General features: G+C 57.0%; 15 protein-coding genes and 1 pseudogene. 14 read left to right on the forward strand and 2 right to left on the reverse strand.

Annotated elements, in window-relative coordinates; genetic code table 11:
• Positions 1-202: 202 nt before the first annotated feature.
• Complete coding sequence (locus ACTCIA_RS07985) at positions 203-2,509, forward strand: ATP-binding protein (protein ID WP_463001281.1); 2,307 nt, start codon at positions 203-205, stop codon at positions 2,507-2,509.
• A 45-nt stretch (positions 2,510-2,554) separates the two neighbouring features.
• Positions 2,555-4,213 (forward strand): adenosylcobalamin-dependent ribonucleoside-diphosphate reductase, encoded by a 1,659-nt coding sequence (locus ACTCIA_RS07990; RefSeq protein ID WP_463001282.1) that lies wholly within the window; start codon positions 2,555-2,557, stop codon positions 4,211-4,213.
• A gap of 8 nt (positions 4,214-4,221) precedes the next feature.
• Here ACTCIA_RS07990 and acs read toward each other — a convergent pair whose 3' ends face one another.
• Both acs and ACTCIA_RS08000 read right to left on the reverse strand, forming a co-directional pair.
• Positions 4,222-6,339 (reverse strand): acetate--CoA ligase alpha subunit, encoded by a 2,118-nt coding sequence (gene acs, locus ACTCIA_RS07995; RefSeq protein WP_463001283.1) that lies wholly within the window; start codon positions 6,337-6,339, stop codon positions 4,222-4,224.
• Between the two features lie 544 nt (positions 6,340-6,883).
• Positions 6,884-7,780 carry a phospholipase A gene (locus ACTCIA_RS08000; protein ID WP_463001284.1) on the reverse strand — a complete coding sequence of 299 codons (897 nt, stop codon included), beginning with the start codon at positions 7,778-7,780 and terminating at the stop codon, positions 6,884-6,886.
• Between the two features lie 388 nt (positions 7,781-8,168).
• Between ACTCIA_RS08000 and ACTCIA_RS08005 the strand changes: the two genes are divergently transcribed.
• From ACTCIA_RS08005 to ACTCIA_RS08060, 12 genes and pseudogenes are all read left to right on the forward strand, one after another.
• A complete protein-coding gene (locus tag ACTCIA_RS08005; protein ID WP_463001285.1) occupies positions 8,169-8,669 on the forward strand; it encodes a hydrogenase maturation protease in 501 nt (166 codons plus the stop codon).
• A pseudogene (locus ACTCIA_RS08010) lies at positions 8,666-8,812 on the forward strand (helix-turn-helix domain-containing protein); the annotation flags it as partial. The gene ACTCIA_RS08005 and the pseudogene ACTCIA_RS08010, both read left to right, overlap by 4 nt.
• 120 nt (positions 8,813-8,932) lie before the next feature.
• The gene (locus ACTCIA_RS08015) at positions 8,933-11,983 is read left to right on the forward strand and encodes an FAD-dependent oxidoreductase (protein WP_463001311.1); all 3,051 of its coding nucleotides are present in this window, start codon (positions 8,933-8,935) and stop codon (positions 11,981-11,983) included.
• A gap of 32 nt (positions 11,984-12,015) precedes the next feature.
• Positions 12,016-12,447: a hydrogenase iron-sulfur subunit gene (locus ACTCIA_RS08020; RefSeq protein ID WP_463001286.1), complete on the forward strand. Its 432-nt coding sequence runs from the start codon at positions 12,016-12,018 to the stop codon at positions 12,445-12,447.
• 62 nt (positions 12,448-12,509) lie between these two features.
• A complete protein-coding gene (locus tag ACTCIA_RS08025) occupies positions 12,510-13,625 on the forward strand; it encodes a Coenzyme F420 hydrogenase/dehydrogenase, beta subunit C-terminal domain (RefSeq protein ID WP_463001287.1) in 1,116 nt (371 codons plus the stop codon).
• A gap of 44 nt (positions 13,626-13,669) precedes the next feature.
• A complete protein-coding gene (locus ACTCIA_RS08030; RefSeq protein ID WP_463001288.1) occupies positions 13,670-14,596 on the forward strand; it encodes an NADH-quinone oxidoreductase subunit B family protein in 927 nt (308 codons plus the stop codon).
• Positions 14,597-14,607: 11 nt separating this feature from the next.
• Complete coding sequence (locus ACTCIA_RS08035; protein ID WP_463001289.1) at positions 14,608-15,963, forward strand: Ni/Fe hydrogenase subunit alpha; 1,356 nt, start codon at positions 14,608-14,610, stop codon at positions 15,961-15,963.
• 108 nt (positions 15,964-16,071) lie between these two features.
• On the forward strand, positions 16,072-16,284 hold the full coding sequence (locus tag ACTCIA_RS08040) for a HypC/HybG/HupF family hydrogenase formation chaperone (RefSeq protein WP_463001290.1): 213 nt from the start codon (positions 16,072-16,074) through the stop codon (positions 16,282-16,284).
• Complete coding sequence (gene hypF / locus ACTCIA_RS08045; protein WP_463001291.1) at positions 16,281-18,578, forward strand: carbamoyltransferase HypF; 2,298 nt, start codon at positions 16,281-16,283, stop codon at positions 18,576-18,578. The genes ACTCIA_RS08040 and hypF overlap by 4 nt, the downstream gene beginning before the upstream one ends.
• A gap of 7 nt (positions 18,579-18,585) precedes the next feature.
• The gene (hypD, locus tag ACTCIA_RS08050) at positions 18,586-19,668 is read left to right on the forward strand and encodes a hydrogenase formation protein HypD (RefSeq protein WP_463001292.1); all 1,083 of its coding nucleotides are present in this window, start codon (positions 18,586-18,588) and stop codon (positions 19,666-19,668) included.
• A 17-nt stretch (positions 19,669-19,685) separates the two neighbouring features.
• The gene (hypE, locus tag ACTCIA_RS08055; RefSeq protein ID WP_463001293.1) at positions 19,686-20,699 is read left to right on the forward strand and encodes a hydrogenase expression/formation protein HypE; all 1,014 of its coding nucleotides are present in this window, start codon (positions 19,686-19,688) and stop codon (positions 20,697-20,699) included.
• 179 nt (positions 20,700-20,878) lie between these two features.
• A complete protein-coding gene (locus ACTCIA_RS08060; RefSeq protein ID WP_463001294.1) occupies positions 20,879-21,847 on the forward strand; it encodes a calcium/sodium antiporter in 969 nt (322 codons plus the stop codon).
• Positions 21,848-21,851: the final 4 nt, after the last annotated feature.

The raw sequence follows: 21,851 nt of genomic DNA on the forward strand, positions 1-21,851 counted from the left end.
TTCGCCAATCTCTGCGTCCGGCTCAAATTTTAATCCTCAAAATACGTCGAGTATTCCTGCGGTTAAAATTTTCGCCGTCCTTGACCTTGACGAAAAATCATAGTTTTCGTTCGGGCACTATAATATGCTATGCAATTACCGATGACAACCTTTTAATAAGGCTCCCCTGCCATGGGCTTTTGCCTGCCGGGCAGCCGGCACAATGTCTGACATACGGAAAAACATGATCATGTCTGATGAGTTGTCCAGTCTGAACTGGATACTGCAAAACAGCATTGACCCGAAATACGAAGTCCGCGTGCCGGCCCAGGAGTACGGGGACCTGAGTGAACTCAATCAATGCCGGCAGATACGAAATGCAGCGGGCCGGCAGACCCTTGCCGATATCGCCCGGGAGGCGATCTGCCTGCTGGATTCCTCTGTGGCCATATATGAAGAAAACGGCGACTATGCCTTTGGCATGTTTGCTTCCGGCTGGTGCCGCCTGCTTGACAGCGCTTCGCGCCGGTTGTGTGACACCCGGGACAACAGGCAGGCCCTTGCCTGCGGCAAATGGCTCTGTCATGAAAATTGCTGGAATGATGCGGCGAAAGAGGCAATGGATTCGGGCCGGCCGGCGGATATTGAATGCGTCGGCGGTATTCGGCTTTATGCACAGCCGGTTTTTGCCTCGGGCCGGGTCGTGGGTTCCATAAACATCGGATACGGCAATCCGCCGCAGGACATTGAAACCCTTGAAATGCTCGCCCGCAGGTTTAACGTCAGTGTGGATGAGCTGCGTAAGGCCGCCCGTCAGTACGTGCCAAGGCCTGGCGTTGTGGTTGACATGGCCAAAAACCGGTTGAAAACCGCTGGACGCCTGCTCGGGCAGATGGTGGAACGGCGGCAGCAGGAGGAGGATCTGCTGGCTTCCAGGCGCCGGATGAGTACGCTGCTGCAGAACCTGCCGGGCATGGCCTACAGGTGCAGAAATGAAAAAAAATGGACCATGGAATTTGTCAGCCAGGGCTGCTTTGCTTTGACCGGATATGAATCCGGGCATCTGACCGCAGAAGGCGGCATTTCCTACGGGAAGCTCATTCACCCGGAAGACGCCGACTATGTCTGGCAGAAGGTGCAGCAGTCCCTTGCCCGGAATCGTCACTTTGAGGTTGAATACCGGATTGTGACGGCCTCCGGTGATATCCGGTGGGTCTGGGAACGCGGGATGGCAACCGGGTGGACGGATAACGGCCTTGAAATTATTGAAGGCTTTATTTCCGATATTACCGAAAGAAAAAAGGCAGAGGAAAAACACGGCAGGCTTGAAAAGCAGCTTCACCAGAGCCGGAGAATGGAGGCGGTGGGGCGTTTTGCCGGCGGCATTGCCCATGATTTTAACAATCTGCTTTTTGTCATTTTGGGCTATTCAGAGATGATGCTTCAGGATCTGCCGGAAACCCATGACATGCAGGGCCCGGTCAGTGAAATATACAATGCCGCGGACAGGGGCAGGGATCTGATCGGCCAGATACTGGCATTCAGCAGAAGGCAAATGCCGGAAATGGAGATCATCGACGTTGAACGGGTCATTGGCGGCATTGAACCCATGCTGGTCAGACTTATCGGCGAGGATATCGAAATTCAGGTCAGCCTTGGTGCCGGGGCGGGTTATGTTAAAGCCCATGCCTCCCAGATCGAGCAGATCCTGATGAACCTGGCGGTCAATGCCAGAGACGCCATGCCCTCCGGGGGCCGGCTTTTTATTGCCACCAGGGCGGCCCGGATTGAAAAAGACAATGAAGAAGCCGAAATCGGGGAACTCCGGCCGGGTTCTTATCTTCTGATTACCGTGGAAGACACCGGCGAGGGTATGGACCGCGATACCCTGGACAGGGTTTTTGAGCCATTTTTTTCCACCAAGTCCAGGGAGAACGGCTCAGGGCTCGGACTTTCCACGGTTTACGGTATCGTGGGGCAGTACGGGGGAAAAGTCCGGGTTTCCAGCCAGCCCGGGCAGGGCACACGGTTTTTGATTTATCTGCCTTTGGTGGAAACGGCCCGGGCTTCTGATGCGGCCGGACCCCAAGAAGAAACAGAATCCAGGGGACTCAACGCTCCGGTTACCGTGCTGGTTGTCGAGGATGATCCGTCGGTGCGGGAGCTTGCGATAAGAATTTTAAAGGATCAGGGCTGCCGGGTGATTGAAACCCGGGATGGATCCGATGCTGTTGAAAAGGCCCAAGCTCTGGAAGAGCCCCTCCATCTGCTGTTAACAGACGTGGTCATGCCCGGCATGAAAGGCCCGGAGGTTTTCAGACGGGTCAGGACCCGGCATCCGGAAATGAAAGTTCTCTATATGTCCGGTTATTCCGGAAACGTACTGGAAAAGACCGATATGCCCAGGCAAAAAGCCGCGTTTCTCCAAAAACCGTTTACCATCCAGGAATTGAGGCGACATCTGGCCATGCTTCTGGGAGATCGGGCCCACAAAGGCGGGCAGAAGCCCACGGGGCCGCCAGTGACTTGATATGATGAAAATGATATCAGTAAAAATATTGTCAGGAATCAGGATATGCCGGATCTGGAATTAACCCCGGTGGCCCGGGCCGTGATGGAAAAGCGTTATCTTGCCCGGGATAACCAGGGCAATATCATTGAAACCCCGGAGCAGCTGTTTCACCGGGTGGCCCGGGCTGTGGCCGAGGCGGACCGGATGTTTGATCCGGGCGCATCCGTGCGCAAAACAGCCGGTGCATTTGAGGCGGCCATGACATCTCTGTCCTTTCTGCCCAACACGCCCTGCCTGATCAACGCCGGCCGGCCCATGGGTCAGCTGGCGGCCTGTTTTGTGCTGCCGGTGGACGATAACCTGGAATCCATTTTTCAGACCCTTAAGGACACGGCCCTGATCCATCAGAGCGGGGGCGGCACCGGGTTTTCCTTTTCCCGGATCAGACCCCGGGGCGATACCATTTTTCCCGCATTCGGCGCTTCCGGCGGGCCGGTTTCCTTTATTGAGCTGTTTGACTCGGCCACTTATATCATTGACCGCAACCAGGTCAGACCCGGGGCCAACATGGCCGTGCTCCATGTTTCCCATCCGGATATCGAGGAGTTTATCCGGGCCAAAACCCGGCATCAGGGGCTGCAGAATTTCAACCTGTCCGTGGCCGTGGACGAGCGGTTTTTAGACAGCCTGGAAAAGGGGGGCCTTTATCCCCTGATTCATTCGCGCACCGGGGCGGTGGTGGGGGAAAAACCCGCCCGGAAAATCATGGACATGATCGCTGAAAGCGCGTGGGAATGCGGAGACCCGGGAGTTTTGTTTATCGACCGGATCAACCGGGAAAACCCCACCCCCGGGCTGGGCGCCATCGAGGCCACCAATCCCTGCGGAGAGCAGCCCCTTCTGCCGTTTGAATCCTGTACCCTGGGCTCGGTGAACCTGACCCGGTTTGTCTCTGATCAGGGAATTGATTATGAGGGCCTGGAGCGGATCGTGACCCTGGCCGTGCATTTTCTGGACAATGTAATCGAGGTCAACCGCTACCCCCTGCGGCGCATCGAGGAATGGAGCCGCACCAACCGCAAGATCGGCCTGGGGGTCATGGGGTTTGCAGATGCGCTGATCACAATGGGTGTGCCCTACCAGAGTCAAAAAGCCCTGGATCTGGCCGAACAGATCATGGGCTGCATTCAGCAGACCGCTGCCGCGGCTTCGGCCCGACTGGCAGAAACCCGGGGCAGCTTCCCTGCATTCGGACACAGCGTGTTTCCGGAAAAAGGTGTTATGCGGCGCAGGAACGCCGCCGTGACAACCATCGCGCCCACCGGCACCATCAGCCTGATCGCCGGGGTCAGCTCCGGGATTGAACCGGTATTTGCATATGAGCTGCGGCGCAAGGTGGTCGATGATGTTATCGAACAGGTCCATCCCCTGTATCAGGCCTGCCTGGACAAGGGGCAGACCCCGCCCAGGGAGATCTTTCAGACCGCCTGGGACGTAGAACCCGAGTGGCATCTCAAAATCCAGGAGGCCTTTCAGAAGCATACGGACAACGCGGTTTCCAAAACTGTTAATTTCCCGGCCGATGCCACCATCTCAGATATCCGCCGGCTTTTTGATCAGGCCGCAGCCATGCAGGTCAAGGGCGTAACCGCATACCGGGACCAGTCCCGCCCGGGCCAGAGCCTTTCGGCCTGCCCGGTGCGGTGTGAAAGATGTGAGTGACCCATTGATTACTCTTCTTCCAGGGTAATGATGATATCGGCCACTGTGGCGCCCTTGCCCTCTTCGTGCACGAGCAGGGGGTTGATGTCCAGTTCCTTGACCTGTGGGCAGTCCGTGACCAGGCCGGACAGGCCCACAAGCAACTTTTCAATGGTTTCAATGTCGGCCTTTGGCTTTCCCCGGTAGCCGGTGAGGATCTGATAACCCCGGACGCTTCGGATCATTCGGCGGGCGTTATTGCGGCCGATGGGCGCCAGCCGGAAGGAAACGTTTTTAAACAGCTCCACGTAAATGCCGCCGAATCCGAACATCAGCAGATGACCAAATCCCGGGTGCCGGTTTACCCCGAGGATGACTTCTTCTCCCCTGGGGGCCATTTTGGTGACCATTACGCCCTGGATTTGTGCATCCGGGTTGTAGTCTTTGGCGTTGCTGACGATATCCGTATATGCCTGCTGCGCTTCCCGGGTGGTTTCAATGTTTAACACCACGGCCTTTGCGTCCATTTTGTGCAGAATCTGGGGGGACACCACTTTCATGACAACGGGAAAGCCCATTTTCTCTGCGGCCTGGCCGGCTTCCTGCGCTGAGCCGACAACTTCAGCGGGCAGGGTGGGGAAACCGTAGCACTGCAGCAGGCGGGCGCCGTCATGCTCGCCGAGCACGGTTTTGCCGCTTTTCAGACATTCATCCACGATCTGTCTGGCCCGGTCCCGGTCAAATGTCAGGTCATACTGGGGCAGGATGGTTCGTGTCAGCCAGCGGGTGGCCTCATATAGCCTGCCCATGGCCCGGGCCGCGTTTTCCGGAAACGCGTAGACCGGTACGTGGTGCTCCTGGAGATACTGCACGCCGGCAGATACGTCCACCACCCCCATAAAGCAGCAGATAATGGGCTTGTCCGTGTTTTTATAGGTCTTGACAATGGCTTTGGCCGTTCCGATGGCATCGGTCATGGACTGGGGGGTTAAAATCATGAGAACGCAGTCCACGCCGTCGTCTTTGATCACCGCATCAAGGGCGTGCTCGTAGCGTTTGCTCGGCGCGTCGCCGATGACGTCCACGGGGTTGCTGAAGTTGGCCGTGGGCGGCAGGTGCTGGCGCAGGGCCGCATCGGTTTCATCAGAGAATTGCGCCAGTTTCAGGCCGGAAACCTCGGTCATGTCCGTGGCAATGATGCCGGGTCCGCCGGCGTTGGTGATAATGGCGGTGCGGTTTCCCGCGGGCAGCCGGTTTGCGGAAAACACGCCCGCGTAGTCAAACAGTTCATCCACGGTATCCACCCGCATGATGCCGGCTTCATCAAAAATGGCGTTGTAAACAGCTTCTGACCCGGCCAGTGAGCCGGTGTGCGAAGAGGCGGCTTTTGCTCCTGAGGCGGTCTTGCCGGACTTGATCACCAGAATCGGCGTGGGACGGTGATCCGAGGTGATGTGCTTGAGCTTGTCCACGAAATTTTCCCGCATGCGCAGCTCTTCCATGTAGACCATCATCACCCGGGTTTCCGGGTCCTTGTGATAGTACTGCAGCAGGTCGAATTCATCCACGTCCGCCTTGTTGCCGATGGAGATAAACTTGGAAAAACCGTATCCCCGGGACATGGCAAAGTCGAGCACGGCCGTGCAAAGCGCCCCGCTCTGGGAGATAAACGAGATGTTGCCGTATTCGGGCAAGTGGGTGGAAAAGCTGGCGTTTAACCGCACGTCCGGATGGGGGTTGATGACCCCAAGGCAGTTGGGACCCACCAGGGGAATATCGGCCCGGCGGCAGACATCGGCGATCTCGGTTTCGATCTGCGCGCCTTCGCCCCCGACTTCTTTGAATCCGGCCGAGACAATGACAATACCCCTGATGCCTTTTTCCACACAGTCGCGCACGGCCTGAAGGGCCAGCTTTGGCGGCAGGATGATCATGGCCATGTCCACCGGGTCCGGGATTTCCGTGATGGATTCGTAGCATCGCACGCAAAGAATGGATCGGGCCTTGGGGTTGACCGGGTAGAGGGTCCCTGTATATTCGCCCCTTAAGATATTGGCAAAAATGTCATGGCCCACTTTGCCGGGCGTCGACGAGGCGCCGAGCACGGCAACGGATTTGGGGGAGAAAATCGCGTCAAGTCTTTCCATTATACTCTCTTTCAGATTTTTTTATGTTTGCATTCTTCGAAATTGCACAAGTCTTGATTTTGACCTTTACTGCGCCATATGAATCAGACTTCATTCTAAGTAACTTCAAAAAAGTTGCTGTTCGTGCCTGGTTCTATAATTTTCGCCTGATGCCGGCCCGGTGGCGGTTTGCTCCCTGCTGACCGCTTGCGCGCTCAATGCGACTCGCAAACCATCCCCGGGCCGGCATCAGGGCCGACTGTGTGCAAACTTTCACACCAAGGGAGTCGGAAGGAACACATTCAAGTCTTAAAAAGCGTTGTTTTCATGCCCGGCCGCAGGGCTTCTTCCTGACAAACAGCGGACGCCGTGAAAAGCTTTTTGCGATGTTATCATCGTTGATGGAGTCGTGAAAAGTTCTAAAACGGATATAACCGCCAACCAATAAAAAAATAACTTCTTGATTTTACTTAACACTTAATCCTTTAACACTGCCTGTAAAAAATACTTTTTACAGGCTCATCATCATTGTAACCGCCAAACACAAATAATGCAAACCCCCGGCCTATCGGACAATGGAAATGCCGATGCGCACGGCCCGGGTTCGTTCCCGGTAGTCCAGCAGGCTTTCGGCCAGGGCATTGACGTACTGGGCCTGGAGGTAAACATCAATATCCACGGGCAAAAGGCGGTGAAGCGGGTATGTGGCGTCAAACTGCACGGATGCACCTTCTTCCGCCCACCTGAAATGTGAGCCCAGCACCAGGCCTTCTGACCGGCCGGCCTTGATTTCAAGGTCAAAATAGCCCCGGTAACGATACAGGTCCCTGTTGGTATCATCATGGTTTCCGGCGTAAACCCACATCTTCGGCGCCACCTGGACACCCAGCCCGGTGTTTTCATGAAACCAGATAAAAACCGGGCGGATATAGGCGTAATTGGTGCTCCGCGACTCAAGTCCGCCCCGGCCGTTGGATTCGTGCTGGAACCCGGTCTGGACAAACAGGCGGGAAATGCTGTTTGAGTCCTTTAGCAGATTGGGGGAAAAAAAGAAAATCTCGGGCTTGTAACTGGTATCCTTAAATGGCTGGGATGTCGAGCCCAGATCCCAGAAAGATGTCTGGGTATAGCCGAGATAAAATTGCCTGGCCCAGGGATATTTCCGGGCAATCTTTTTTTTGGGGTTGAAAAACCGGTATTTCAGGCTGATCTGGAATGCGCTTTCTTCAGGATCCACGCCCGCCAGAAAATACATGGGTTTGTAGGCTGAAATGTTTTCCAGGTACGGCTGGTAAAGGGAAAACATGGAATCCATGGTCTGAAAATTACCATCTTTATCTCCTGTTTCGGCAGCAGTCCTCTCTGAATCCTGAAACACAGGGGTTTGTGCGCTGATTTTTTCCGTATGCGCAATGCAGAGTGCAATCAGGACAATCATCAGGATCAATGCGTTCCGGTTCATTGGCAGGCTCCTGTTTTGCAGTTTTAAGGGGCGGGGCGCCTTTTCCTTTATATTGAAAACATATTTTTTACAGATTTACAAGGAGTTATAAGGTCAGGGGGCTGTTTCCGTCTGTCAAAAGAACAGATGTTATTTTTTTAAACAATGTTATTGACATGGAAAATTTTCTGTGCAAGGGTTTTGGGTAAATGCACAATTTGCACATTTTGCATAATTGATGGCGCCGTAAAAAGTCTGATTTCAGATGGTGCCGTAAAAAGTTCAAGATCAAGGATTGCGCAAGTTCGAAGAATGCAGCGTACTTAGCCGTACGTGAAATTCTGAGAAATTGCGCGTAACGCAGATATTGGACTTTTACGGCGCCATCATAATTGCACAGGAAAAGGCCATGGGCATTGAGCTTATCTATTCCAGGCCGTGTCTGATTTTCGGATGCGGCAATCCGCTTTTTGGTGATGACGGATTCGGTCCGAAAGTCATTGAGCATCTCCGGCAGCACCACCAGCTTCCGGAAAGCGTGGGGTGCATGGACGCCGGTACCGCGGTAAGAGACCTGCTTTTTGATATCCTGCTTGCGGAAAACAAGCCCCGCCGGATTCTCATCATTGATTCCTCCCGGCAGGAAGGCCGGGCTCCCGGCGAGATTTCAGAGATTGCCGTGGACGGGATCACCCCGGAAAAAACCAGCGATTTTTCCCTGCACCAGTTTCCAACCACCAATATGCTCACGGAACTCAGCACCGGAACCAATGTGGAAGTCCGTGTGCTGGTGGTCCAGCCTGAATATATTCCGGATGAAATTGCCCCCGGCATTTCCGCGTCCGTGATGGCTGCGGTGCCGGAAATGTGCCGGCATATCATGGATATCATAGAAAAGGAGCCGTTATGATCGAAATCCGTCCAAGCCGGCTGGCCAGCCTTCTGGGTGTGCACCGCAACACGGTCCGCAACTGGATCAGAAGCGGCAAGCTTGCGGCAAAGCCCGGGGTGGGCAAACGCTATGTGATTTCCCGATCGGAACTGGCCGAATTTCTCCGGGCCAGACAGGTTTCGGCCGGGGTCATCCAAGAGTTGACAGACCGGCAGACCAGAGCTTCTGCCGGTGCGGGGAAAACCCGTTACCAAAAACCAGATATTGACAGAGAGGTGCCCATGTCAGACAAACCCGTGGGATCCGTGATGGTTGTGGGCGGCGGCATTGCCGGAATCCAGTCGGCCCTGGACCTGGCCGAGTCCGGCTATTTCGTCTACCTGCTGGAGAAAAGCCCGGGCATCGGCGGCAACATGGCCCGGTTGGACAAAACCTTTCCAACCAATGACTGCGCCATGTGAATTCTTTCGCCGAAACTGGTCGAGTGCGGTCGGCACTTGAATATTGAACTTCTGACCCTTTCCGAAATCGTGGACGTGGCCGGTCAGGCCGGCAACTTCACAGTCACCGTAAAAAAGAATCCCCGCTACATCGACATGGACAAGTGCATCGCCTGCGGCATCTGTGCCCAGCGCTGTCCCAAGAAAGTCGATGATGAATTCAACATGGGCATTGCCAAGCGCAAGGCCGCCTACATCCCTTACGGGCAGACCGTTCCGCTCAAGTATGTCATTGATCCGGTCAACTGCCTTTATTTTACCAAGGGCAAATGCCGGGCATGCGAAAAATTCTGTCCCACCGGGGCCGTCAATTTCGAGGACAAGGAGGAAATCCTGGATTTCAGCGTGGGTTCCCTGATTCTGTCCCCGGGCTTTAAACCCTATGACCCGTCCGGGCTGGATTTTTACGGATACGGAAAAATCCCGGATGTGGTCACCAGCATGGAATACGAACGGATGCTTTCGGCCGGGGGGCCGTTTCAGGGACATCTGGAGAAGCGCTCTGACGGCAGGGCGCCGAAATCCATCGCCTGGATCCAGTGTGTGGGATCGCGCAACACCAATCAATGTGAAAACGGCTATTGCTCCAGTGTCTGCTGCATGTATGCCATGAAACAGGCCCTGATCACCGAAACCCATATTGCCGGCGGCGGCGAGCAAACCATTTTCATGATGGATCTGCGCGCACACGGCAAGGAGTTTGAGCGCTATCACCAGTATGCCCTGGAGCATAATGTCCGGTTTGTCCGGGCCCGTCCCCACACCATTGATCCCGGCCCGGGCAATTCCGGGGTGTCCATGCGCTATGTCACCGAAGACGGCCGCACAATGAAGGAAGATTTTGACATGGCCGTGCTTTCCGTGGGCATGGAAGCCTCTGATGATGCCCGCCGGCTGGCTGAAAAAACCGGAATTTCACTCAATCATTATCAATTTGCCCAAACTTCGAGCTTTAAACCGGCTGCCAGCACCCGGGAGGGGATTTTTATCGGCGGCGCCTTTGGCGGGCCCCTGAATATCCCCACGGCCGTGGCCCAGGCCTCATCGGCCGCAGCAGAGGCAGCCCGGGGACTGGCCTCATCCAAAAACAGCCTGACCCGGGAAAAGAAATACCCGGCTGAAACAAACATCGCCGGCAAGGAACCGCGCATCGGCGTGTTTGTCTGCTCCTGCGGGGTCAACATTTCCAGCACCGTTGACGTGGAGGCGGTGGTGGAATACACCAAAAGCCTTCCCAATGTGGTGTTTGTGGAAAACAACATGTTTTCCTGCTCCACGGATACCCAGCACATGATGGCCAAGGCCGTGGCGGAAAACGAATTAAACCGGATTGTTGTGGCGGCCTGTTCTCCCCGTACCCATGAGCCCCTGTTTCAGGACACCCTAAAGGAGGCAGGATTAAACGGGTATCTGCTGGAAATGGCCAACATCCGCAACCACAATGCCTGGGTGCACCAGAAGGAGCCGGAAAAAGCCACGCAGAAGGCCATGGACCAGGTGCGCATGGCCGTGGCCAAGGCACGCATGGTTCAGCCATTGGACAAGCTCCAGGTGGACGTGATTCAAAAAGCTTTGGTGGTGGGCGGCGGCCCGGCCGGCCTGAGCGCAGCCCTGGGCCTGGCAGATCAGGGATATGAGACGGTGTTGGTGGAAAAAACCGGTCAGTTGGGCGGAAACGCGTTAAACATCCGCAAAACCGCAAAAGGAGAAGACGTTGGCCCGGCCCTGCGCGAAATGATCCGGAATGTGGAGGCCAACCAGCGAATCCGGGTGCTGAAAAACGCCCGCCTGACGTCTGTTAACGGAATTGTGGGCAGTTTTTCCAGTGATGTGGAAGCAGAGGGCAAAACCGAGCACATTGAATACGGCGCAGCCATTCTCGCCACCGGCGGCCGGGAAACCGTTCCCGAGCAATACCTGTACGGAACAGACAGCCGGGTGATGACCCACCTGGAGTTTGACCGGGAACTGGCCGATCATGCCGGCCGGGTCAAGCAGGCCAACACCGCGGTGTTTATCCAGTGCGTGGGCTCCCGCAACGAAAAACGCAATTACTGCAGCCGTATCTGCTGCACCCACACGGCCAAGTCCGCCATTGAGCTAAAGGAGCAGAACCCGGATATGAACGTCTATGTGCTCTACCGGGATATCCGCACCTACGGCGCCAAGGAGGACTTTTATACAAAGGCCAGAAAACTCGGGGTCAAGTTTATCCGCTATGACCCAAAAGACAACGACCCGGAGGTCTATCAGGAGGATGCGGGCTTAAAAGTCCGGGTCACAGACCCCATACTCGGCCTTCCCGTGGTCATTGACACGGATTACCTGGTTCTGGCCGCAGCCATTGAGGCCAACGAGGTCTCTGACCTGCTGAGCCTGTTCCGGTGCGCCACCAACCAGGACGGTTTCTTAAACGAGGCCCATCCCAAACTGCGGCCCGTGGATCTGGCCGTGGACGGGCTGTTTATGGCCGGCATGGCCGCGTATCCGAAAATGATAGAAGGTTCGGTTTCCCAGGCCCGTGCCGCCGTGTCCCGGGCCGGGGTGATTCTTTCCAGAAACCGGATGTATCTGGATGCGGTCAAGTCCTATGTCACCGAGCAGTGCGACGGATGCGCGGTATGCCTGGATGTGTGCCCCTATGACGCCATTTCCCTCACTGAGGAAACCATAGACGGCAGAAGCGTCAAAAAGGTCAGCACGGAAGCGGCGCTGTGCAAGGGCTGCGGGCTTTGCGAGGCAACATGTCCCAAGCAGGGCATCCAGGTCCACAGCTTTACCAATAATCAACTCCGGGCCCAGGTGCGCGCGGCCCTGGATCTGCCCAATTAAAACGGATGAATGCAATCAGGGAGAACAGCGTCATGTCTGAATCATTTGAGCCCAAAATTATCGGTTTTCTGTGCAATTGGTGCGCTTATGCCGGCGGGGACCTGGCCGGGGTCATGCGCATTCAGTATCCGCCAAATCTCCGGGCCATCCGGGTGATGTGCTCGGGCATGGTCCACCCGGAAGTGGTGGTGGAAGCCCTTTGCAACGGGGCTGACGGCGTCATTGTCATGGGGTGACATCCCGGGGAATGCCATTACCTGGAAGGTAATGAAAAAGCACTGGCCCGAAGCACGGTTATCAAGGCGGTCCTGGAAGATTCGGGCATTGATCCCGAGCGGTTTGCCATTGACTGGGTGTCTTCGGCCGAGGCCCCGCGCTTTGCTGAAGTGGTCACGGAATTCACCCAAAAGATCCGGGCCATGGGGCCCTGTGAAGCCGGTGCCCTGCAGCAGGCGGCCAATTGAGACCTTTGCCTGTTAAAGAAATTTGTCCGGCCGAACAGGGCCTATAGTCCACAGGAGGGGATATGGAAACTTTTTTTGACCTGGTTCAGCAGGTTCAGAAACAGGGATTGTGCCACCGGTGCGGCGGATGCGTCACCTTCTGCACAGCCGTGAATTTCGGCGCCCTGGAGCTGGACCAAGACGGCAAGCCCCGCTATGGGGACATGGAAAAATGCATCGAATGCGGGCTGTGTTATTGTATTTGCCCGGAAATCGAGGAATTCGAGGAAGAAACCCGGCGCAAGGTGGCCTGGAGCGCCCCGAACGGCCGCATCATTGAAACCAGCGTGGTTCGGTCCGCCGATGCTGCGGTGCAGGAAAAGGGAACAGACGGCGGGGTGGTCACGGCCCTTTTGCTGCATCTTTTTGACAACGGCCGCATTGACGGCGCCATTGTCACCAGGCCGGCCGGGCCTTTCATGCGCCGGCCCAGTCTGGCTGTGACCCGGAAGGAGATAGAAGACGCCGCAGGGTTTTATTTTGATACCTCTCACGGTATGAAGCACTTAAGCGACCGGTATGTCACCTATTCCTCCATTGAGAAGTTTGCGCCCATGATGAAAAAGGGTCTGCGCCGGGTCGCCCTGGTGGGAACCCCCTGCCAGATCAAGGCTTACCGCCGAATGGAGGTGCTCGGCATTGTGCCCTCGGATTCCATCCAGTACTGCCTGGGGCTGTTTTGCTCCGGCAACTTCATCTTTGATCCCGAAAGCCGGGAAAAATTGGCGGCCGCTCACGGTTTTGCCTGGGACAATGTCAAAAAGATCAATATCAAGGATTCGCTTTTAATCCACCTGGACAACGGCGAAATCCGCTCAATTGCCCTGGAAGACCTGGAGTTCATGAAGCGCGTGGCCTGCCGGTACTGCCCGGATTATTCAGCGGAATTTGCCGATATTTCCTTTGGCGGCATCGGCGCCCCCGAGGGCTGGACCACGGTGATCACCCGCACCCCCCTGGGCCGGGCTGTACTGGCAGACGCCCGGGACAATGCCGTGGAGGAGCTTGACCAGCGGCAAAACCCGGGCTATGCATCCGGGGCCCTGGCCCAAATGCAGGAGGCGGCGGACAAAAAAAAGAAAGCCGCCCGGGACAACCGCGGGGAACTGGGCAAAAAGCCGGTGAGCATCAAGGGGTAAAGCGCATCAAATCAATATCCAAACGTGTCTGAGAGGAAAATCATATGGCAGCAAAAGTGGCAAGCGACTGGCTCAATGCCTGTTCCGGGTGCGAGATCGCCATTGTGGATATGGGCGAGCGGCTGCTGACCGTGCTGGATCTCGTGGAGTTTGTGCATCTGCCCGCGCTCATGGATCACAAGTATTACGGCCAGATGGGCGACGGGGCGCACCTGAGCTTTCCCGAAGCCGATCTGGGCATTATCAGTGGGAGTATCAAAAATGAAGAACATCTTGAAGTGGCCCTGGAGATGCGCAAAAAATGCGGGGCCATTATTGCCCTGGGCACCTGCGCCACCCACGGCGGCATCCCGGCCCTGGCCAATTCCTGGGCCAATGACGCCATGCTGGAGCGCTACTATTCCACCGAGACCACAGACGCCTGCGATGCCGTGCCCGCAGACGGCGTACCCCCCCTTCTGGAAAATGTATCCGCCCTTGATGAAAAAATCAATGTGGACATCTACCTGCCCGGATGCCCGCCCCATCCGGACCAGGTGTTTGGCGCCCTGGCCGCGTTTCTGGAGGGAAAAACACCGGAGCTCCCAACAAAAAGCGTTTGCGACACCTGCCCCACCCAACGGGAGGGCAAGGGAAAGATCGGCAAACTGCGTCGTTTTCTGCAGGCCCCGCAATACAAGGGTGCGGATGAGCCCCTGGACCAAATGCGCTGTTTGCTGGAGCAGGGGCTTTTGTGCATGGGTCCGGTGACCCGGGCCGGCTGCGGCGGTGACGGGGTTGTGCCCCGGTGTATTTCCGCCCGGGTGCCGTGCCGCGGATGCTACGGCCCTGTGCAGCCCGGGGGCAACCAGCGGCTGGATATGTTAAACGCCCTGGCCTCAAACGGTATTGATCCGGCATCGCTTCCGGAAACCGTTTCCATGCTCCGGTTTTCCGGCGGGCACGGAATGCTGAAACCGGCCCGCAGATAAAAGGAGGTTTTATGACCGAAACACGCACCATTAAAATTTCGCCCATCACCCGGATCGAGGGCCATGCCTCCATTGCCATTGAGTTGGATGATGCCGGCAACGTGGCTGATTCCAAGGTTCATTTCCAGTCCATCCGGGGTTTTGAAAAATTCGTTGAGGGAAAACCCGCAGAGGAACTGCCCAGGATCGTAAACCGGATCTGCGGGATCTGCCCCTGGCACCATCACCTGGCCGCCAACAAGGCCGTTGACCGGTGTTTTGGCGTAACGCCCCCGCCGGCGGGCCAGAAACTGCGCGAGCTGATCCAGACCATCGCCCAGGCAGAAGACAAGCTTCTGCATTTCTTTTTTCTGGCAGCCGCTGATTTTGTGATCGGCCCGGATGCGGACTATGCCGTGCGAAATGTCATCGGCGTGGCCAAGGCCAACCCGGATCTGGCCAAAAAAGTGGTGCAGATGCGCTACAAGGCCAAGATGATGATCGAGAAATTCGCCGGCAAGGCCATCCACCCGGTGGCCGCTGTAACAGGCGGATTTGCCAAAGCCATGACCGAAGAAGACCGCAAGTGGATGCTGGAGGGCATGCGCGAAATCTATGATTTTGCCCGTTTCACCATTGATTTTGCAAAAAAGGATATTTTTCCCAAATATATGGATGCGATCGCCAGTCTCGGGGTGATCAATACCGGGTTTATCGGCACCGTGGACAGCGCCGGGGCCCTGAATCTTTATGACGGAAAAATCCGGCTCATGAAAGCCGACGGCTCCTATACCGACTTTGACGTCCAGGATTACACGGATTATCTGGGCGAACACGTCCCCTCCTGGTCTTACGGAAAATTTCCCTATGCCAAATCCTGGAACGAGGGTTTTTCCCTGGACCTCGACAACCCCAAAGGCATTTACCGCTCCAACACCCTGGCCCGGATCAACGTGGCCGATCACATGGCCACCCCTGCGGCCCAGGCGGAGCTCGAGGAATTCCGGCAGCTCTTTGGCCGGCCGGCCCAGGCCACGCTGCTGTATCATTACGCCCGGTTAATCGAGGAGGTTTATGCCTGCGAGCACGCCATTGAAATGCTTGAAGACCCGGAGATCACCGATCCAAACGTGCGCGCGGAAGCCGAACCCAAAGCCGGCCGCGGCGTGGGCTGCGTGGAAGCCCCCCGGGGCACCCTGATCCATGATTATTCCACGGATGATAACGGGCTGATCACCCGGGCCAACATGATCGTGGGCACCACCCACAACCTGGGGCCCATCAACATGAGCGTGGATCAGGCCGCAAGATCCCTGATAAAAGAGGGCCACGTGGACGAGGGCATCTTAAACAAGGTGGAAATGGCGGTGCGCGCCTATGATCCATGAGTCTCCTGCGCCACACACAGCCTGGACGGCGGTGTCGCAATGGAAATGACCATCCGTGATGCAAACGGCAATGTTATTAAAACCTTCAGCAACTAAGAAAAAAAGCCCATGTGTCTTGCCATTCCCTCGAAAATCGTGGCCATTGACGGTGATACGGCAGTCATCGATGTTGACGGGGTGCGGCGCAAAGCCGGCCTGATGCTGGTGGAAGACGTCTGCGTGGGGGATTACGTGATTGTTCATGCCGGCTATGCCATCAGCCGTATTGACGAAGATGCGGCTTTGGAAACCCTGGATCTGATGAAGCAGGTGTTTACATGAGTCCGATGGTTTCCGCCCGCAGGCTTGACATCAAAGGCATTGTCCAGGGCGTGGGTTTCCGCCCCTATATCTATCAGCTGGCAGCCGCCCATGATCTGAAAGGATCTGTTGTCAATACAGGTTTCGGGGTCCGGGTCCATGTGGAAGGCCGGCCGGATAATGTGGCCGGGTTCTGCCGGGCCATGGCAACCCATGGTCCGCCCATGGCCCGGATCACGGAAATCACTGAACATCAGAGCCCGCCTGCCGGGTTTTCGGATTTTACCATCGGCCAAACAGACCGGGGCACGGCTTCGGTCAACACATTTGTCTGCCCGGACACGGCCGTCTGCGCAGACTGCCTGCGGGAGATGCATGACCCCCGGGACCGGCGCTACAAATATCCGTTTATCAACTGCACCAACTGCGGGCCCCGCTACACCATTGTCTGTGATCTTCCCTATGACCGGCCCTATACCACCATGAAGCACTTTGAAATGTGCGATCAGTGCCGGGCCGAATACCATGACCCGTCCAGCCGGCGGTTTCATGCCCAGCCCAATGCCTGCCCGGTGTGCGGGCCCGGGGCGGTGGTTTGCCACAGCACGGGCCAAAAAATCCCGTGCACAGATCCCATTGCCCATGCCGCAGACCAGCTCAAAGCCGGCGCCATTGTGGCCATAAAAGGCCTGGGCGGCTTTCATCTGGCTGCGGATGCAGCAAACTGCAAGGCCGTGGCCGGGCTGCGCCGGAAAAAGGGCAGGGCGGAAAAGCCCTTTGCCGTAATGGCCCAAAGCCTTGAGCACATCCGGGCATTTGCCCGGATCCGCCCGGAAGAAAAGGATCTGCTCACTTCCGGCCGGCGGCCCATTGTCCTGGTGGAAAAAAAAGCGCCCGGTTTTCTCTGCCATGCCGTGGCCCCGGACAATCCCTGTTTCGGCGTGATGCTGCCATACACGCCCCTGCACCATCTGTTGCTTGAACACGGGTTTGCCGCCCTGGTGATGACCAGCGGCAATGCAGCCAAAGAGCCCATTGTCACAGACAATGAGGGTGCATTTTCTGCTCTTGGTGGGATTGCCGACTGTTTTCTCATCCATGACCGGGATATCTGCGTGCGGGCAGATGATTCCATTGTGCGCCATGCGGCCGGCACACAGCTCGCCATCCGCCGGTCCCGGGGATATGCCCCGGCTCCCCTGGCTTTGAATTTCCGGTGCCCGCAAATCCTGGCCTGCGGGGCGGAATTGAAAAATACGGTATGCCTGACAAAGGATGAAAACGCGTTTTTAAGCCAGCATATCGGGGACCTGGAAAATCCCGGGGCTTTTGATTTTTTCAGATCCACCATCGATCATCTCCGGGGTCTTTTTGACATCACACCGGAGCTGGTGGCTCATGACATGCACCCGGATTACATGAGCACCCGCTATGCCATGGCCCAATCGGCAGTCAAACACGTGGCCGTCCAACATCACCATGCCCATGTGGTGTCCTGCATGGCGGAAAACCGGATTTCGGACACGGTCATCGGCCTGGCTTTTGACGGCACCGGATACGGCACAGACGGCCGGATTTGGGGCGGTGAGGTGCTGGTGGCAGATGCCGCCGCATTTGTCCGCGCAGCTCACCTCCAATATGTGCCCATGCCCGGCGGCAATGCCGCAGTTGCCGATCCGCGGCGCATGGCCGCCGGGTGGCTGCATCAGGCATTTGGAGACCAGTGGGTGAACCTGGAATTGGAATGCGTCCGCAGCCGGGACCCGGAAGAACTGACCGTGATTTCCCGCATGATTGAAAAACAGGTCAATTCCCCTTTGACCTCGAGCATGGGCCGGCTTTTTGATACCGTGGCCGCGATTGCCGGCATCCACTCCGGTCCCGTGGAATTCGAGGGCCAGGCCGCCATAAAGCTGGAAGCCGCAGCCGGTCCAAGCCCCGGCCTGCTGGAGCAAAAGACATGCTACCCTTTCCAGCTTCCGGCAGAAATCGGCGGTGCCATTGAAATCCGGCCCCTGATCCGGGCGGTTGTTGATGACGTGCAGGCCGGCCGATCAGCAGCCGAAATCAGCCGCCGGTTTCATTCCACTCTGGTTTATCTGTTTTCCCAAATCTGCGATCAGATCCGGGCCCGTCAGGGCATCAGCCGGGTGGTGCTCACCGGCGGGGTGTTTCAAAACGCCTGTTTGCTTTCAGCCATGGCCGGCCGGCTAACGGCCATGGATTTTTCGGTTTACACCCACGGCCTTGTGCCGGCAAACGACGGGGGCATCAGCCTGGGCCAGGCTGTTGCGGCCGCAGCAGGGATGCCATAGGCAGGACATGGAACATACCCATCATTACAGGGACGGCAGACTCTGCCGCAGGCTCGCTGAACAGATCGCATCAATGTGCGCAGAAGACCTCCGGATCATGGAGGTCTGCGGCACGCACACGGTTTCTGCGTTCCGTCACGGTATCCGCACCCTGCTGCCCCGGTCCCTGTCTTTGATTTCCGGGCCCGGATGCCCGGTCTGCGTCACAGATCAGGCAGAACTGGATGCGTTTATAGAAATCGCCAACATGCCGGATACGATTCTGGCAACATTCGGCGATCTCATGCGCGTGCCCGCAACCGGGTCCTCCCTTCAGAAGGAAAAGGCCAGAGGAAAAGATATCCGGATGGTGTATTCCACCATGGATGCCCTGGATCTGGCCCGGGCCAATCCGGACCAACAGGTGGTGTTTGCCGGTGTGGGCTTTGAGACCACCGCGCCCACCATCGCCGCCTCAATTCTTGCCGCGCATGCGGAAAATTTAAGCAATTACAGCGTATACTGCGCCCATAAGCGTGTGCCTCCGGCCCTGGATGCCCTGATGCATCTTTCCGGTGTTGAAATCCACGGATTTCTGCTGCCCGGTCATGTTTCGGTGATCATCGGCGAGCAGGCCTATGCGGCATTTTTTGAAAAACACCGGATCCCGTGTGTTATTGCCGGATTTGAGCCCGCAGACATGCTTTACGCCATTGGCCGGCTGGCGGAAATGATTGCATCCGGCACCCCGGGCCTGGAAAATGCTTATGGCCGGGCTGTTTCCGCACAGGGCAATCTCCGGGCCCGGCAGGTTATGGACCGGGTGTTTGAAACCACGGACGCCCTCTGGCGGGGACTTGGCCGGATTGCCGACAGCGGACTGGCCATTGGCGAGGAATTTGCCGATTTTGATGCGGCCCGGCGGTTTTGCGTAAATGTCCGGCCGGCTGCGGCCCCGGCCGGCTGCGCCTGCGGCGAGGTGCTCACCGGCAGATGCCTGCCGCCCCAGTGCCCGCTTTACGCCGGCGTGTGCACCCCTGCCCACCCGGTGGGGCCCTGCATGGTTTCAAGCGAGGGAACATGTGCGGCATACTGGAAATACAACCGATGATCAGGCGGATGGGATAGATGAAACACCATACCATTGTGCTGGACCACGGCAGCGGGGGGCTGCTTTCCCATGAGCTTACGGAAAAAATCATGCTCCCGGCATTTGATAACCCGGTGCTGTCCCGGCTCGACGACAGTGCGGTGCTTGAGTCGCAAAAAGGGCGCATGGCGTTTTCCACGGATTCGTTCGTGGTGGATCCTCTGTTTTTCCCTGGGGGCAACATCGGGGATCTGGCGGTCAACGGCACGGTCAACGACATTGCCATGAGCGGGGCTGTGCCCTTGTATTTAAGTGCCGGGCTGATCATCGAGGAAGGCTTTGCCATCCGTGACCTGGAAACAATCATCGCCTCAATGGCTGCTGCCGCCCGGCAGGCCGGGGTCAGCATTGTTGCCGGCGACACCAAGGTGGTGCCCCGGGGGGCGGCGGACAAGCTGTTTATCAATACCTCGGGGGTGGGCTGGATTGCCGGTGATTTTGAAATTAACGCCGCCAATGCCCGGGCCGGGGACTGTGTTCTTTTAAGCGGCACCATGGCCGATCACGGCATGACCATCTTAAACCAGCGGGAAGGGCTGAGCTTTGATGCGGACGTGAAAAGCGACAGCGCGGCGTTAAACGGCCTTGTGGCGCGCATGCTTTCCGCCGCCCCGGACGGCATCCGGGTGCTGCGGGACCCCACCCGGGGCGGAGTGGCAACGGCTTTAAATGAAATTGCCCTGGCCTCGGGCACGGGCATCCAGATCAATGAATCAAGCCTTCCGGTGCGCAAATCCGTATCCGGACTGTGCGAACTTCTGGGCATTGATCCTTTGTATGCGGCAAACGAGGGAAAGCTCATCGCCATTGTTGACAGGGCCTGTGCCGATGCCGTGCTTGCCGCGCTCAGGCAGGACCCCCTGGGCGCTGATGCCTGCATTATCGGCCAGGCCATGGCCGACCACCCCGGCCGGGTGGTCATGGAAACAGCCATCGGCGGCCGGCGCATCGTGGATATGCTCACCGGCGGTCAGCTTCCCCGTATCTGCTGATATAGTGCCTGAACGAAAACCGTCTTTTCCGCCAATCTCTGCGCCCGGCTCAAATTTTAATCCTCAGGATACGCCGCGTAACTTGTTTGATTTTCTGTCCGGTTCGGGTTATTCTCTGTCATTGGCAGCGTAAAAACAAGGTCCATTTCTGGTAACCGGTTTCCGGAAAAAGGTGGCGGATGTCGTATATATTGCCTGTTGTTCTTCTTGTAATCGGTCTTTTGCTCCTGATCAAGGGGGCGGAATTCCTGGTGGAAGGTGCCGGTTCCATTGCCCGGAGATACAGGATCTCGGATCTGGTGATCGGTCTGACCATCGTGTCCTTCGGCACTTCCGCTCCTGAACTGTTTGTCAATGTCACCGCAAGCCTTCAGGGCAATGCCGGTATTGCCATCGGCAATGTTCTGGGCAGCAACATCGCCAATATCCTTTTGATCCTGGGTGTATCCGCCCTGATTTACCCCCTGGCCGTGTCCCGTGGCACGGTATGGCGGGAAATTCCCTTCAGCCTGCTGGCTGCGGCGGTGCTTTGGATTGCCGCCAATGACCGGCTGTTGGACGGCTGGGTTTACAGCGATATCTCCCGCTCTGACGGCCTTGTGTTTCTGCTGTTTTTTGCCATTTTCCTGTATTACTCGGCCAGCATTGCCGGAAACATCTCTGCCAACGGCCGGGACCTTCCCCTGCAGCAGCGCAGCATTGGCGCATCTCTGGGCCTTGTGGCGGCAGGTCTGGCGGGTTTGGCCCTGGGGGGCAAATGGATCGTGGACGGTGCCACACACATTGCCCTTTCCTTTGGGATGAGCCAGGAGATGGTCGGCCTGACCATCGTGGCAGTGGGCACTTCCCTTCCCGAGCTGGCCACCTCGGCCATGGCCGCCTGGCGCAAAAACGTGGAAATCGCTGTGGGCAACGTGGTGGGCTCCAATATTTTCAATATTTTTTTCGTGCTGGGCATCAGTTCGGTGATCAAGCCGCTTCCCTTTCACCAGGGGGCCAACCTGGACATCGGCATGGTGGTGGTGGCCAGCCTGATTCTTTTTGCCACCATGTTTTTCGGCCAGCGCCGCCGCCTGGACCGCTGGGAGGGGGCGGTTATGCTGGTGCTGTATGCGGCCTACCTGGTATACGTGGTCATGCGGGGATAGTTTT

Source organism: Desulfosalsimonas sp. (assembly GCF_055149105.1).

Bases quoted from the DNA above. Each gene is read 5' to 3' on its own strand.
- hypF (WP_463001291.1), top strand. From the start codon at position 16,281: ATGAGTCCGATGGTTTCCGCCCGCAGGCTTGACATCAAAGGCATTGTC.
- hypD (WP_463001292.1), top strand. From the start codon at position 18,586: ATGGAACATACCCATCATTACAGGGACGGCAGACTCTGCCGCAGGCTC.
- ACTCIA_RS08030 (WP_463001288.1), top strand. From the start codon at position 13,670: ATGGCAGCAAAAGTGGCAAGCGACTGGCTCAATGCCTGTTCCGGGTGC.
- hypE (WP_463001293.1), top strand. From the start codon at position 19,686: ATGAAACACCATACCATTGTGCTGGACCACGGCAGCGGGGGGCTGCTT.
- ACTCIA_RS08025 (WP_463001287.1), top strand. From the start codon at position 12,510: ATGGAAACTTTTTTTGACCTGGTTCAGCAGGTTCAGAAACAGGGATTG.
- ACTCIA_RS07985 (WP_463001281.1), top strand. From the start codon at position 203: ATGTCTGACATACGGAAAAACATGATCATGTCTGATGAGTTGTCCAGT.
- ACTCIA_RS08040 (WP_463001290.1), top strand. From the start codon at position 16,072: ATGTGTCTTGCCATTCCCTCGAAAATCGTGGCCATTGACGGTGATACG.
- ACTCIA_RS08035 (WP_463001289.1), top strand. From the start codon at position 14,608: ATGACCGAAACACGCACCATTAAAATTTCGCCCATCACCCGGATCGAG.
- acs (WP_463001283.1), bottom strand. From the start codon at position 6,339: ATGGAAAGACTTGACGCGATTTTCTCCCCCAAATCCGTTGCCGTGCTC.
- ACTCIA_RS08060 (WP_463001294.1), top strand. From the start codon at position 20,879: ATGTCGTATATATTGCCTGTTGTTCTTCTTGTAATCGGTCTTTTGCTC.
- ACTCIA_RS07990 (WP_463001282.1), top strand. From the start codon at position 2,555: ATGCCGGATCTGGAATTAACCCCGGTGGCCCGGGCCGTGATGGAAAAG.
- ACTCIA_RS08005 (WP_463001285.1), top strand. From the start codon at position 8,169: ATGGGCATTGAGCTTATCTATTCCAGGCCGTGTCTGATTTTCGGATGC.
- ACTCIA_RS08000 (WP_463001284.1), bottom strand. From the start codon at position 7,780: ATGAACCGGAACGCATTGATCCTGATGATTGTCCTGATTGCACTCTGC.